The 13,759-nt window shown below is 59.1% G+C and carries 10 protein-coding genes and 3 pseudogenes; 3 read left to right on the top strand and 10 right to left on the bottom strand.

What is annotated here, in order from left to right; all coding sequences use genetic code 11:
• Window positions 1-53 precede the first annotated feature (53 nt).
• Together ACTG2O_RS20765 and ACTG2O_RS20760 are read right to left on the bottom strand one after the other, a co-directional pair.
• Window positions 54-526 (bottom strand): annotated as a pseudogene (locus ACTG2O_RS20765) (methylated-DNA--[protein]-cysteine S-methyltransferase).
• Entirely contained in the window at window positions 523-2,067 is a 1,545-nt protein-coding gene (locus tag ACTG2O_RS20760; protein ID WP_439976580.1) for an AlkA N-terminal domain-containing protein, read from the bottom strand. The pseudogene ACTG2O_RS20765 and the gene ACTG2O_RS20760 overlap by 4 nt, the downstream one beginning before the upstream one ends.
• Before the next feature lie 207 nt (window positions 2,068-2,274).
• Here ACTG2O_RS20760 and ACTG2O_RS20755 point away from each other — a divergent pair, with 207 nt between their 5' ends.
• Window positions 2,275-2,676 carry a VOC family protein gene (locus ACTG2O_RS20755; protein ID WP_071912335.1) on the top strand — a complete coding sequence of 134 codons (402 nt, stop codon included), beginning with the start codon at window positions 2,275-2,277 and terminating at the stop codon, window positions 2,674-2,676.
• Window positions 2,677-2,746: 70 nt separating this feature from the next.
• Here the strand turns inward: ACTG2O_RS20755 and ACTG2O_RS20750 are convergent, their stop codons facing one another.
• The 4 genes from ACTG2O_RS20750 to ACTG2O_RS20735 all read right to left on the bottom strand — a co-directional run bounded on the left by ACTG2O_RS20750 (window position 2,747) and on the right by ACTG2O_RS20735 (window position 6,337).
• Window positions 2,747-4,225 (bottom strand): carboxypeptidase M32, encoded by a 1,479-nt coding sequence (locus ACTG2O_RS20750; RefSeq protein ID WP_439976579.1) that lies wholly within the window; start codon window positions 4,223-4,225, stop codon window positions 2,747-2,749.
• Between the two features lie 138 nt (window positions 4,226-4,363).
• Complete coding sequence (gene smrA, locus ACTG2O_RS20745; RefSeq protein ID WP_019446284.1) at window positions 4,364-4,945, bottom strand: DNA endonuclease SmrA; 582 nt, start codon at window positions 4,943-4,945, stop codon at window positions 4,364-4,366.
• Window positions 4,946-5,133: 188 nt separating this feature from the next.
• Window positions 5,134-5,313: a DUF3149 domain-containing protein gene (locus ACTG2O_RS20740; protein WP_005338733.1), complete on the bottom strand. Its 180-nt coding sequence runs from the start codon at window positions 5,311-5,313 to the stop codon at window positions 5,134-5,136.
• A gap of 121 nt (window positions 5,314-5,434) precedes the next feature.
• Window positions 5,435-6,337, bottom strand: a complete 903-nt coding sequence (locus ACTG2O_RS20735; protein WP_439976578.1) for a TraB/GumN family protein — start codon at window positions 6,335-6,337, stop codon at window positions 5,435-5,437.
• 88 nt (window positions 6,338-6,425) lie between these two features.
• Between ACTG2O_RS20735 and ACTG2O_RS20730 the strand changes: the two genes are divergently transcribed.
• Window positions 6,426-6,758, top strand: coding sequence for a DUF1904 family protein (locus ACTG2O_RS20730; RefSeq protein ID WP_201952443.1), 333 nt, complete (start codon window positions 6,426-6,428; stop codon window positions 6,756-6,758).
• A gap of 91 nt (window positions 6,759-6,849) precedes the next feature.
• Here the strand turns inward: ACTG2O_RS20730 and ACTG2O_RS20725 are convergent.
• The 4 genes and pseudogenes from ACTG2O_RS20725 to ACTG2O_RS20710 all read right to left on the bottom strand — a co-directional run bounded on the left by ACTG2O_RS20725 (window position 6,850) and on the right by ACTG2O_RS20710 (window position 12,699).
• A pseudogene (locus tag ACTG2O_RS20725) lies at window positions 6,850-7,676 on the bottom strand (SDR family oxidoreductase).
• A gap of 141 nt (window positions 7,677-7,817) precedes the next feature.
• Window positions 7,818-9,272 (bottom strand): OprD family outer membrane porin, encoded by a 1,455-nt coding sequence (locus ACTG2O_RS20720; RefSeq protein WP_019446288.1) that lies wholly within the window; start codon window positions 9,270-9,272, stop codon window positions 7,818-7,820.
• A gap of 500 nt (window positions 9,273-9,772) precedes the next feature.
• Window positions 9,773-11,710 (bottom strand): methyl-accepting chemotaxis protein, encoded by a 1,938-nt coding sequence (locus tag ACTG2O_RS20715; protein ID WP_439976577.1) that lies wholly within the window; start codon window positions 11,708-11,710, stop codon window positions 9,773-9,775.
• Window positions 11,711-11,815: 105 nt separating this feature from the next.
• Window positions 11,816-12,699, bottom strand: a pseudogene (locus tag ACTG2O_RS20710) (DMT family transporter).
• 407 nt (window positions 12,700-13,106) lie between these two features.
• Here ACTG2O_RS20710 and hcp1 point away from each other — a divergent pair.
• Window positions 13,107-13,625 (top strand): type VI secretion system effector Hcp1, encoded by a 519-nt coding sequence (gene hcp1 / locus ACTG2O_RS20705; RefSeq protein ID WP_005332563.1) that lies wholly within the window; start codon window positions 13,107-13,109, stop codon window positions 13,623-13,625.
• Window positions 13,626-13,759: the final 134 nt, after the last annotated feature.

The raw sequence follows: 13,759 nt of genomic DNA, 5'->3' as shown, positions 1-13,759 counted from the left end.
CAATTTTTTATCGCAGGCGCTCTACTCAGACTCCTTTAATCGCCCACCTCCCTTTAATTGCCCCTCTCCAGCGCCAGCAGCGCTTTTTTAATCTCCAATCCCCCCGCATAGCCGGTCAGGCTGCCGTTTTGGCCGATCACCCGATGGCAGGGGACGATGATCGAGAGCGGATTGCGGCCGTCGCCGCGCCCACTGCCCGCACCGCATCGGGTTTGCCGATGGCGCGGGCAATATCGCTATAGCTGCGGGTCTCGCCGTAGGGGATCTCGCACAGCGCTTGCCACACGGCTTGCTGAAAGGCGGTGCCACGGGCGGCAAGGGGCAGGGAGAAACGCTGCAAGCGACCGGCAAAATAGGCGTCAAACTCGGCGAGGAAGGGGGCCAGCGCTGCGGGGTCTTGCAGCCAGCCGCTCATATCGGGCAGTGCCCGCAGGCCCGCCACAAAATCCACATGCACCAGACCATGCTCGTTGATGGCAACCAGCAGATCGCCGCAGCGGGTCGGCAGAATATCGTAGCGGATCATGATGTTATCTCCTGTTGTTGGTTGCCGGACTGCACTTCGTTGTTACCGGTATCAGTAAGCAAGGCAGGCGCTTCGCTCATGGCGTGCCACAGCCAGCTTGCCGCATAGCTGCGCCACGGTTGCCATGCGGCGCTTTGCGCCAACACATCCTTCACCGGCAGCTTGGCACCGCCTCCAAGCGCTTTTTGCAGTACCAGGTCGGAGGCGGGGAAGGCATCGGTATCGAGCCCGCAGCGCAGTCGCCAGTAAGCGACCGTCCAGGGGCCTATGCCCGGTAGCGCCAGCAACTGTTCATCACTGGCTGTAGTGAGGGTCAGCTCGCCGCTGGCCAGTGCCTGCGCCACGCCCCGCAGGGTGCGAATGCGGCTGCCGGGCATGCCGATGCCGTCGAGATCGAGTTCGCACAACTGGGCGGGGGTCGGTAGTTGCGCCACCCCGAATTGGGCCTCGGTGCGCGCCACCAGTCGCCCGAGTATGGTGATGGCCCCCTTGACCGAGACCTGCTGGCCGACGATGGCGCGCAGCATCACCTCGTACTCGTCCCAACCACCCGGCAGCCGTACGCCGGGCCAGCGCGCTTGCAAACGGGCCAGTAGCGGATCCTGACCGAGCAGATCGCCGATCCGCTGCATATCGGCATCGAGATCCCACATCCGGCGCACCCGATAGAGCAGATCAGGCAGCGCCGCGAGCGGCAGATCATGGACGGTGAGCTGGAGGCAGTGCCCCTTGCCCTGTGCGATGCGCACCAGTGCAACCTGATCGCCAACCAGATAGCGCCGCTCATACACCTCGCCATCCACCCGCTCCAGCCCGGGGATCGCACGCAGCCGATAGAACGCCAGCATGGCCGCCACGTTATACGGAGGGCGGTAGGGCAGTTGCAGCGTCAACCTTGCCCCACGCTGGCCTGAAACACTGTGGTCGGCCATATCGTCACAACCTTCCTGCAGGCGAAGGGTGCGCGGGGCCAGTCCATAGGCGTTGAGCCAGGCGTCATTGAAGCGACGGATGCTGGCAAAACCGGCGGCAAACGCGATATCAGTGATGGGGAGCCGGGTCTCGGTCAGTAGCCGTTTCGCGAGTAGCAGGCGGCGCGTCTGCTCCACCTGCTTTGGCGAGGCGCCAAGGTATGCCTCGAACTGGCGGCGTAGCGTGCGCTCACTGATACCGCTCTCGGCCGCCAGTTCGGCGAGTGTGCTGTCTGCCAGCTCGCCGCGATCGATACGCGCCAGCAGCCGTGTCAGCTCAACCGGCAGATCGCCACGGGCGGCGGGGGCCAGCTCAGGGCGGCAGCGCAGGCATGGTCGCAGCCCATACTGCTCGGCAGCTGCGGCGCTTTGGAAGTAGCGTACATTGTGCTCGTGCGGCGGACGTGCCGGGCAGACTGGCCGGCAGTAGATGCCGGTCGAGAGCACGCCGGTAAAGAAGCGGCCATCAAAGCGAGCGTCGCGGGCGAGCCGTGCGGCGTGGCACTGCTCGCGACTGAGGGCGTTGATCTGGTGATCCTGTTGCTGGTCACGCTCGTGCTGCGGCGTCATGGCATGGCTCTCTTGCTGGTAGGTGCCGGGTGTGTGCTGATGCGGCACAAAAGGGATGAGTGAGAGACTAAGCAGGATCGCGAGGGATGACTAGCCAGAAACGGACAGGGATAGCAATTAAGTTTGCGCGGAATGTGCGCTGAAAAAGGTGAAGGTCATGCGCAACTGTGCGAAGGTGGATGAGCCTTTATCACCGAGGATTGCACTATGCCAGGTCCCGCCCGTGCCGGCGCCCTGATCTACGCCAGGGAGCCGGGCTTGCTGAGCCACTTTTACCGAACCTTGCTGCAGATGGAGATCCGCAGTCAGAGCGAGCAGCTGATCGTGTTGGAGAACGGCGACATCCAGCTGCTTGTGCATGCCATCCCCGAGCCCTATATCGGACAGGTCGTTGTCACGACGCCGCCAGCGCTGCGTGAACAGGGGGCCATCAAGCTCTTCTTTACCGTGCCAAGCCTTGCGTGGGCAGAGGCGAAAGCGGCGGATCTCGGTGGCGGCCTGCTGCCGCAGCAGTGGTCAGGGCCCGGTTTCGTGGTGCGCAATGCGTTTGACCCAGAGGGCAATATCTTGCAACTGCGCGAGTTTTTAAGCGTGCAGGATCCGCTCTGACACGGATCGTTTACCAATAAAAAAACGGGGCCTGTCATGGCCCCGTCATGTTTTACCCGTATTGCACGGATCACTTCAGATAGCGCTGCTCCAGATGCTGGCGCAGCCAGTGCGGGTTCAGCGCTTCGCCGGTAGCGCGGCTGATTAGCTCATCCGTGCTGTAGCGGCTACCCTGCGACCAGATATGGCGGCCGAGCCAGGCGAAGATCTCCGGCAGGCGGCCTGCGGCGATCACCTCACTCATGCTGCTGAGTTCTTTCTCCAGAGCAAAGCGCAGCTGCGCGGCATACATGGCGCCCAGCGTGTAGCTCGGGAAGTAGCCGAACGAACCGTCAGTCCAGTGGATATCCTGCATGCAGCCATTGCGGTAGTTGCCCGTGGTGGAGAGTCCCAGCCACTGCTGCATCTTCGCATCCCACAGTTCGGGGATGTCTGCCACTTCGATCCGCCCTTCTATCAGGTCGCGCTCCAGTTCGTAGCGCAGGATGACGTGGGCAGGATAGGTCACCTCATCCGCATCAACCCGGATAAAACCGGGCTCGACCCGGCTGTAGAGCTTGGCCAGATTGTCCGGCGCAAACGCCGCCTGCTCGCCGAAGTGGTGACGAATACGTGGCGCCAGCAGCGCGAGGAAGGCTGGATGATGCCCCAGCTGCATTTCACAAAACAGGCTCTGACTCTCGTGGATCGCCATGGAGCGCGCCTCGGCCACCGGCTGACCCAGCAGATGGCGCGGCAGCCCCTGCTCGTAACGGGCGTGACCGGTCTCGTGCACTATGCCCATCAGGCTGGAGACAAACTCCTGCTCGTTATAGCGGGTAGTGATCCGCACGTCGGTCGGCACGCCGCCACAGAAGGGGTGACTGCTCACATCGAGCCGGCCGTGGGCGAAATCAAAGCCGAGCAGTCCCATTACCTCCTGACCGAGCGCTTGCTGGGTCGGGATGGGGAAGGGGCCTTGCGGCAGCAGCAGGGCATCGCCCTTCTGCTGTTCACTCACGGTCTGGATAAGAGCCGGCAGCCAGCTGGCGAGATCGCCGAAGATCTGATCGAGCCGTGCGCTGGTCATGCCCGGCTCATAGAGGGCAAGCATGGCGTCGTAGGGGCGCACGCCAAGCGCATCGGCCCGCAGCTGCGCTACTTCACGGGAGAGTTTCACCACCTCCTCGAGATTGGGGGCAAAACCGGCCCAGTCGTTGTTCTTGCGCTGGCTGCGCCAGGCGTGCTCGCACTTGCTGCCAGCGAGCGACAGCGCTTCGACCAGCTCACCGGGCAGCAGGCTTGCATCTTGCCACTGGCGCTTGATCTCGCCGAGGTTGGCCCGTTGCACTTCATCGAGCGGTTCGCTCTCGGCCTTGGCAATCCAGTCGCCCAGCTCGGGAGCGGTGCGCTTCTGGTGGATCAGCAGACCGAGTTCGGCCATCGCTTCGGCGCGGGCATCGTTGCCCCCTTCCGGCATCATGGCCGCCTGATCCCAGCCACAGATGGCGGCGAGGTGGCTAAAGCGGTGGATCTGTTGCTGATGTTGTTCAAGCTTTTGATATGACATGGGATTGTCCTTGTTATCGTCCCTGATGGTATGCCGCCCCGTACCTGGCATGCTCGGGGCCGTTCGATGCTAACACCGCCGCTGTATAGTTGACCACCTTCACGCAGGCGGGCCAAAGGCGTGGGGGCGAAACGCGGATTAGCCGAGCCGCTTCTGGTGCCGTTCGCGGTTTTCCGCTTTTTTGCGTTCGCTTTTACGCAGCAGCACATAGAGGGCACCGCTGCCGCCGTGGCGACGCTCGGCGCTGTGGATCGCCATGACGGCGGGCAGTTGTGGCAACCAGGCGCTCACATAGCTTTTCAGCAGGGCGCGCGGGGTGCTGCGCTCCCCCTTGCCGTGCAGGATCAGCAGACAGCGGATATCCCGGGCTTCACAATCCGCAATGAACTGCACCAGCGTCTGGCGCGCCTCATTGAGGGTTTTCTGGTGCAAGTCCAGGCTGGCCTGCAGCTCGTATTTGCCGAGCCGCAGCTTCTTGTAGACCCCCTCCTGCACCCCATCACGCTTGAAGCCGACGATTTCGTGCGGATCGCGCATCTCGATGGCCTCCATGGTGAGGTGGTCGAGGGCGAGTTGCTCGGCGGTGGCAGCCTGACGGCGAGCGAGCTGCGCCTCGGTCGGGGCGGATTTGGCCGCATGGGGATGGATGTTGTCGCTGCGAATGGGCCGCACGTCGGCCACTTCATTCATAAATAGCGAGAGTTCGTCGTTATGAGACACGGCAGGCTCCCCATAAGAAAAAGTGGGGGCCATTATAACGGTCGCAACCGGCACAGAAAACGGGGAAAGGGGGAGGGGGATAAGGGAGGCCCAGCATGGATACCAGTGCAGCTTGGCTCGGGAATCACAGTCGCGAACCATAAAACAGCACAGGCGGTCAGTGTGAACTGCCGCCTGTGGTCAGAGGATTATTTTCCCTCTTTGGGTTGTTGAGAATGGGGTTGCTGTGAATGAGGCGGTTGCGAGTGCATCACCTTGTAGATGAAGTAGGCCGCGTAAGAGCTGATGAGCAAGAAGGTGCCGATAATCACCAGCATCGACATCAATCCCACGCTGTTGCCAAACATCAGGTCCAGCCAAAAATCCATTTTATTGCTCCTGTCACCCGGTTGATGACAGGCATGATAAATACCTCTTTGCCCCGTCCGGGATGATCCCGATCAACTCCCTTGCAGGTTGTTTAATAACCAGTGCAATCTGTGATCGTTCTCACTGGACTCCTTGCGACCGAGCCTGCACAGGGCCCGGTGTGGTGAGCGGGGTAATGCGCCACCCTTGCCGTTCCAGCAACGCCAGCAACCCCTGTTCGCCGTAAAGGTGCAGGGCGCCTACCACGATAAAGCTCTCGTTGGGCAGGGTGGACCATTTCTTCAGCCAGTTGTGGTTGCGCTCGGCCAGCAGGGTCTGCTCCATCCAGCTTTGTAGCGCAGGCGGGGCCATCTCCTCCTTGAGCAGATTGATCAGTGTCTCCTCATCTCCCTGCTGCCACGCCTTCATCACGGCGGCGAAACCACTCTCCAGCATTGGTAGCTCATCCAGGGTGCTGGCGAGCATCAGGGTCTGGTTGTCACCCACGCTGGCCAGATAACCGAGTTGTTCCAGCAGGGTTTCAAAGCCCACCACCGGTTTGCCCTCTTTGGCGGCCCGGGTGGCAAAGTGCTGATCTATCCCGAGTTCACTCTTGAAGTCGGAGCGGGCCATGGCGGCCTGGGTCAGGGTAATGGCGGCAAACCAGGGGCGCAGGGTGGCGAGGGTCGCCTCGTCGATGCCATAGCGGGCGCCTGCCATCAGAGTGCGTTGATAGAGCTCGGCAGGCAGATGATCCTTGAGCGGTTTGCCATCCACCAGTCGGGTGAGAGAGCCGGTCTGTTGCCACTGATCCGGCGTGATGCTGTTCATGTCCACCTCCATCACCAGTGCGCGACTCTGCAGCCAGGCACGCTCGACCGGCTCGGGCAGAGGATAGAGGGCTGGTTTGCCCGCATGGATGGAGCCCAGCAGCCAGTGTTGCTGGTTGCCCTTGCTCACCCGATAGAAGGCGGGATCGGCAAAGGCGTGCAGCGGTAGCAGCAGGCAGAGCAGGAAGGCAAAGAGGGTGCGATGAAATCTCATGGGGATCCTTAATATGCGCCGGGTGACTTCTCTTGCTGACAATAACTCCTATGATAAGTCCTCATTTCTGATAACCAAGAGGTTTGCCATGCCCCATCTTCGTTTTCGCGCCGTGACGCTAGATACCCTGCAACAGGTGAGCGGCCCACTGCTGGCCGAGCTTTGCGAGCTGACCGGCGGCAAGCCGGAGTTTGTCACCATGGAGCGGATTGATAGCTGCTGGATACGCAACGGCGAGCCAGAGACGGGTTTTCCGTTTGTTGAGCTGCACTGGTTCGAGCGGCCACAAGAGATGCAGGACGCGGCCGCGCGCCTTATCACGCGCCATTTGAAACGGGTGCTGGGGGAGCAGACCTATGTAGTGGTGCAGGTGATTCCCTTGGTCAAGAGCGCCTACTACAGCAATGGCGAGCACTATTGAAGAGAGGGACAAACCAGGTTGGCGGGACGGGTGATGCCGTTACGCAGCTAACTCTACATGGGCCACCTGATGCCCACCGTCAATTACGGGATCAGGCCGATTTTGCCAGCAGTTTATCGAGCCAGCGAGTGGGCAATACCCGTCGCAGGAAGGCAAACAGCCGGGTTGGAGTGGTCACCGGATAGCGCGCTTTGGGATGGGCGTGGGTCAGCGCATGGAGCAGCGGCGGGATGCAGGCTTCGCTCGGGAGGGTAAAGCCGCTGGTGGCCCCTCTTTTTCCAGCCGTGTCAGGGTCTGGCGGTAGGCCGACTGATGACGGCTCTGGGCCGGATCGATGTGCCGCAAGAAGGCGCTGCGGGCATTGGCACGAAAACGGGTATCGATGGGGCCCGGTTCAATCAGGCTGATATATACCCCGCTACCCGCCAGTTCGAGGCGCAGAGTGTCGCTATAACCTTCCAGCGCAAATTTGCTGGCGTTGTAGGCGCCGCGATACTTCATGGCAACCAGCCCCAGTACCGAGCTGTTCTGCACTATCCGTCCCTCTTTGGCCTCCAGCATCGGCGGCAGCACCTGACGGATCAGATGGTGCCAGCCAAACAGGTTGGTATTGAACTGCTCCCTGAGCGCTTCGGTGGGCAGATCTTCCAGCGCCCCGGGTTGGCCATAAGCGCCATTGTTGAACAGGCCATAGAGGCGCCCGCCCGCCAGATGGAGCGCCGCACTGGCACCCAGCTCGATAGAGGCAGAATCCGCCAGATCCAGCTGTACCGCCAGCAATCCCTGTTGCTGCAGACGGGCCACATCTTCCGCCTTGCGCGCCGAGGCGATCACGGTAAAACCGTGCTGCCCGAGCGCCTGTGCGGCGGCGAGGCCAATGCCGCTGGAACAACCGGTGATCAGAACAAAACGGGGCATGATGGCGTCCTTGTGACTGCTGACAAAAGCGTGCGGGCGGGTGAGTGGATAAAACCCTTATCCGGTTCGCATGTTAGCTTGCCAACCGGTAAAAAGAAAACCGGGCCAAGTGGCCCGGTTTGCTGACATCGTATTGCCTGATTACATGATGGTAAACGGCATGATGATGTGGAACTTGACGTCACGCTCGGAGGTAAACACGTTCGGATAGTCAGTCCAGCCCTTCCAAGTTGATGGCAGGTCATTGTTGTAGTCGGTGTAGTGCAGTTTGAACAGGGTGCCTTTCAGCTTGCCATCCTGCACGGTATAGCTGACATCGAAGTTGGCTGCCCACTCGGTATCGCCTTCAGCAACTTTAGTTCCATCACCTTTCTCCATATCCCAGCCGTAAGCACCGGATACGCCTACAGACCAGCCAGGAGCACCAACCAGGTCATCCAGAGAACGTGTTACACCGAAGAACAGCGCTTTTTCGTTGTTGGCGTTCCAGTCAGAGCGGGAGTCCCACCAAATTTCGTTGGCGCCCTGGGAGTTGCCGTAACCACGGGTCAGACGGGGCAGGTAGTTGCCTTCAACACCCTCAGCTTTGGTCCACATACCTTCCAGACGGAAACCGTACTGCGCATAGTTCCACGCAGCTGTCAGTGCTTGTTGCCATGCCAGGCCATCATAAGTTTCTACATCACGACCAGAGGCGTTTTTGTACGTTTCTGTTTCGGAGCCATAGAATTGGTAGCTGGTTGACAGGCCGCCCAGTACGTCAAACTTGTGAGCCAGTTTGAAGTGGTAGCTATCCATATAATCGGCTGATTGGCCGAAAGAGCCAGTAATGGCTGTGCCATTTTCAAAGGTGTAACGAGCGGCGACGGCATGGATGTAGTCGATCTCGTTTTCTTTATCGAAGGTATTACCCCAAGCTCCGCCCCACGCTTTACTTTTATAAAAGCCTTGGGTTTCTTTGAACCAGGGAGCTTTGTATTCATCTGCGATAGCGTAGGTCAAATAGAGACCACCTACGTTACCTTCAACTTGTCCACCACGATAAGTACCTGGTTGGTAGGACCAGTTAACGCCAATCTGGCCAGGAACATACAATTGGGTATAGCCAGCTTTTGCAGTAAGACCTTCAACCAACTTCAACTTAAGGGCTGCGTTGGTCAGGCTTGCGCCATTTTCTGATTCGGTGTTGCTGGTTCCCCAAGCTCGCCCCCAGAAAGAGAATTCATTCTCGGCGTTGACCGGGTTACTTTCATCAATGGCTAAGTCATAGGCAGTGTATCCGCCCAAGTCCAAGCCAACCACGTCCCATGCATAACCCGAGTTGAAGTTAAGAGCTAATTGAGCGGTCGCATGGCTCAGGTTTGAGCGATATTTTCCGGTGTTATCTGCAGGTACTACACCTGAGTCAACACGGGCGCGATCACGCTGGAAGTAGAACAGACCACCGGTCAGTTTGGAGTCTTTCACGAAGGTTTCATAGGACTGGCCGTATTCCGGGCTCATCATATCCTGAGCAGCCAACGCCATACCGGGGGCGACCAGAGCGGCTACCACAGCGGCACTCAAAGCGGCGCGCTTGAAGATCACTTTTTCCATTTTTATTGCTCCTGATTTTATGGACTTAGCTTTTTTTCCGGCAGTTGGCATCGGCCTACCGCTCGGTATTGGCATTGCAATCAAAACCCCGAAGGGCAAAAAATCTTGTCTTGGCTACCTGCAAACCCGGATGTCTTGGCACATCTGTAGTTGGCAGTCCTGATCATCACATGTTGTTTTTTTATGTTCCGATTCTTGGCTATCGGACAACCCCAAGAGTACGTTCGCGGTGCGAAATATCAATGAAAAGTTCCCTCAACGTTTCAAAAGTATGACCGAGTGCAAATAATCATGGGCAAGGTCGTAAACAGCCTCATGGCAGGTATCACGGTGATGAGAGCGTTTTCTTGAGGCCGCAGCCAGCGCCAGTACGGGTTTTCATCCGGTACGGGGGAAAAGGTGTCAGTTAACCTGCCGATAACAGATAATTTTGTGTTACAAAAAAACTTTCCCTCTGGTTGAGGGAAAGTGATCTGGTGAGGATATGGGACGAATAGGGTTCAGCCTTGCTGGCCGAGGATGCGGGGGATCTGCTGCGCCTGATGGTGGATATGGGAGGAGACCTGCACCGAGAGCTGACTCACCTGACGGGCATGCTGATGGATACGGGTGATCAGATCGGCAAAACTGGCCAGCTTGTGTTCCTGACTTTTGGCGTTGTCGGCGCCCTGCAGGGCGATCACTGCGGTGTTGCGGGCGATCTCCCTCACTGCCTGGGTGGTCTGGCGCAGTTGTTCCGCCTGCGCCCGCTGGCGGCTTGATTCGTTGGTGATCCGGTTCAGTACAGTGCCAAGCTGTTCACCGGATTGGGTCAGACGTCCCAGAATATCGGTGATCTGGTTGAGGGATTGCTGGGTATTGGCCGAGAGGTGGCGCACCTCATCGGCAACTACGGCAAAACCGCGTCCCTGTTCCCCTGCGCGGGCCGCTTCGATGGCGGCGTTGAGGGCCAGCAAGTTGGTCTGCTGAGCGATATGACCGATCACATCGACAATGGCTGTCACATCGGCAACCGAGCGGGTGAGGGCTTGCAGCGCCTCATCGCTTTCGTCAATCGCCAGTCCGGTCTGATGAGTGGCGTGTAGCATGCTCCCCACCAGATCTTCGCTCTGGCTCATCGCCTGTTCGTTATGGTGGGCATGCTGGGCGATGTCGGCGGCGACCTGATGGACCTCTCCGGCCAGCTGGTTCAGCTCATCCATCATCTGACCGCTCTCGTCGACCACCTGTTCGGTGGTGCGGGTGCTGTGGTGGATCTCGTCAACCTGACTGACCATCCCTTGCAGACTGAGGGATACCGCTGACAGCTGCCCCTCTTTTTGCTGTTGGTCCAGTTGCAGACGACCGATCAGCCGATTGTAGCTGGCAACAATATCGGCCAGCTCGTTGCGATCGCGCCCGGTAGGCAACGGCTCGGCCTGCCCCGTCTGATCGAGTTGCATAAAAGCTCCACGCAGTCGCAACAAGGGGGTGAGCAGCCAACGTCGTTGCACCAGCGCAAACAGCAGGGCGACTATCACCAGACAGAGCGCCAGCGTGCCGAGGATGGTGGCCAGCTCCTGATTGACGGCTTGCCGTTCGCGGGCAAGTTGTTCCCCCATCTGTCTGGTCGCTTGCAACATCGCCATGATGTCTTGCTGCACGGTCTGGCGGCCAGCCTGTTGCTGTTGCAGCGCCGCACGGCTGTTGGCCAGCTCCTGTGGATAGCGGCCCAGCAGCGAGCGTAATTCGCTGCGCGGTTGATCTCCCAGCTCCTTGCGTACCGGCTCCCCCAGCGTGAACTCATCGGCGGGCGCCTCTTCATACAGGCCGAGCAGTGGCAAGGCTTGCAGCGCTTGGGCCTGTTTTTGCAGTGCCTCCAGCTCGAAGCGGATCCCTTCGAGCAGCTTCTCATTGCCCTGTTCCATATAGCTTTGGCGCAAATGGGCGAGGCGCGGCAGGCTCGCCAGGATCTCGGCTGCGCCGCTGCGATATTGCTGTGCTGCGGCAGATTGTTCCGTGCTGGCGCCTTGCTCCCCATAGCGGATCAGCGCCATGGCCTGGCTGCCCAGCTCACTCTCGGCATTTTGTAGCAGCAACTGGCTGTTGCCCGAGAGCTTGCCTGCGGCCTGATAGTCGTGCGCGATGCGCTGCGCCATCTGTTCGAGTTGCTGCCTGAGCGGGGCCGCCACGGCATCATCCTGAGCGGCCAGCGAGGAGAGCGCTTGCTGGCGGATCTTCTCCGCAGCTGTTAGTTGTTGCGGATCGCCGCTGTTGAGGTAGTCACGCAGACTGTTTTGCAGGGTCACTGTCACCAGTTGTTGCAGCGTCTCGTGCTGATGCTGTGCCTGATTGGTATGTGCAAGCTGTTGCCAGCCGTGGTAGAGGGCCAGCGCCTGTCCTCCCGCAACCAGTAGCAAAACAAGGGAGGATAGGGTGGCGTAATGGGCGATTTTCACGGGGTAATTCCTGTCAGCACAGACCATGGGGGAGCGTGGCCCGAGCCTAAACAGGGATGATGGCGTTTTTATGACAGCATGGTCAGGTGGCCCTATTTTACCGACTTAACTGGCTGGGGATGCTTGAGCGCTGTTGTGTTGGCCCAGCATACCGAGCAGGGCGCCTCCCATAATAAGTGCCCCGGCCAGCAGATGGCGAGAGGTCAGTTCCTCTCCGTTCAATGTCACTAACAGCAAAGTACTCAGCAGAGGGGTCAGGTAGGCAAGGGCACCGATCCGGCGTGGATCGCCGTCTCGCAGTGCCAGATACCAGGTCACAAAGGCCGCCCCCATGGGCCCCAGCGCCAGCCCGATGATCAGCCACCAGTCACTGGTGGGGATCTGCACGAGCGGCAGGGGCCCCTCCAGCAGACGGGCAAGCAGCAGCGCCAGCAAACCCGCGGGCAGACAGGCTGCCGCAGTGACCACGGCGGGGGCTGGCGGCAGACGGCGTGATAGCACCGAATAGGCCCCCCAGACGACAGCTGCACCGAGCGCCAACAGGTATCCCGGCAGATAGGTCTGTTGCAGTTGCAGCTCGCCGTTGACCATCACCAGCATGGAGCCTGCCAGACCAAAGGCGCCAGCCAGCAGGTGACGGGCATGGAGTGGATGGCCGGGCAACAACAGCGGGGTGAACAGAATGATGCAGAGCGGCCAGAGGTAGTTGATGAGGTTGGCCTCCAGCACCGGGGCATGGCGAAAGCTCATAAAGAGCAGCAGATGGTAGAGCAGCAATGCCGTAACCGTCACCAGCCAGGTAATAGGACGAGCGCGCCATTGGCGCCAAAACGGCAAAGCCCCGCCCCCGCAGAAAAACAGCACCAGCCCGACCAGCACCAGTGGTGACACGCTGGTGACCCGTGACGTCAGCGCCGCCAGCGAGGCCCACAGCACAATGGTCAGCAGTGCAAAACCGGTGGATCTATCCACCAAGTACATCCGGACATCCAACACTCCTTTGCAAGATGAATGAGCAACAGAAAATTGTGCAGTCTAACAGAGTGACAACCGACAAACAGTTTCGAGGCGAGCGATGACTTGCAAGTTAGTTGTTCTGTCCGAGAATGCTTAGCCAGTGGAAAATTAGCACCGGCAAGGAATTGAAAGCTTGCCCTGCAAAGAGGAAATGATTATTTGGAGCAACTTCTTGCTCGTTGACTGGTTATTTATACTGATTGGGCAAGCAATCACGATTAAATGCACTGCTCTAGGCAATTTATTGCGTGCTTGTGCATTGAATAAGAACTGGTGAAAGGTAATTGTTTGATAAATAAGGAATAAAAAAATGGCATGGACGCTGCTAAAGGTTGGTCGAGTGCTATCTCGTTTAACCAACCTATTTAGGAGCATACACATGCCAACTCCATGTTATATCAGCATCGAAGGTAAAACCCAGGGCAATATCACCGCCGGTGCCTTCACCTCCGATTCCGTCGGCAACATCTTCGTACAAGGTCACGAAGACGAGATGCTGGTACAAGAGTTCCAGCACGTTGTCACCGTCCCGACCGACCCGCAATCCGGTCAGCCTGCCGGTCAGCGTGTCCACAAGCCGTTCAAGTTCACCGTTGCGCTGAACAAAGCCGTGCCGCTGATGTACAACTCTCTGGCTTCCGGCGAGATGCTGCCGAAAGTGACCCTGAAGTGGTACCGCACCTCCGTTGAGGGCAAGCAGGAGCACTTCTTCTCTACCGTGCTGACCGATGCCACCATCGTTGACATCGACTGCCAGATGCCGCACTGCCAGGACCCGGCGAAGTCTGACTTCACCCAGCTTATCCAGGTCTCCATGGCTTACCGCAAGATTGACTGGGAGCACACCGTTGCCGGTACTTCCGGTGCGGACGACTGGCGCGCGCCCATCGAGGCGTAAGCCTTGCTTCGGTACTTTGGTATTCCTTGTAAGTAGTAATGTGTCTTTGAGCCGGTTGTTCAACCGGCTTCTTGTACTGTGCATTTTCTCCAGCCTGGCCAACGGGTTGGCTGGAGCTTTTCTGTTTTGCCATC

Origin of the sequence: Aeromonas sp. 61P, from assembly GCF_051919545.1 — a bacterium.
In the GTDB taxonomy this organism is placed as follows: domain Bacteria; phylum Pseudomonadota; class Gammaproteobacteria; order Enterobacterales; family Aeromonadaceae; genus Aeromonas; species Aeromonas veronii.
The sequence above is the reverse complement of the archived record's forward strand: the minus strand, read 5'-3'. Positions and strand labels throughout refer to the sequence as shown.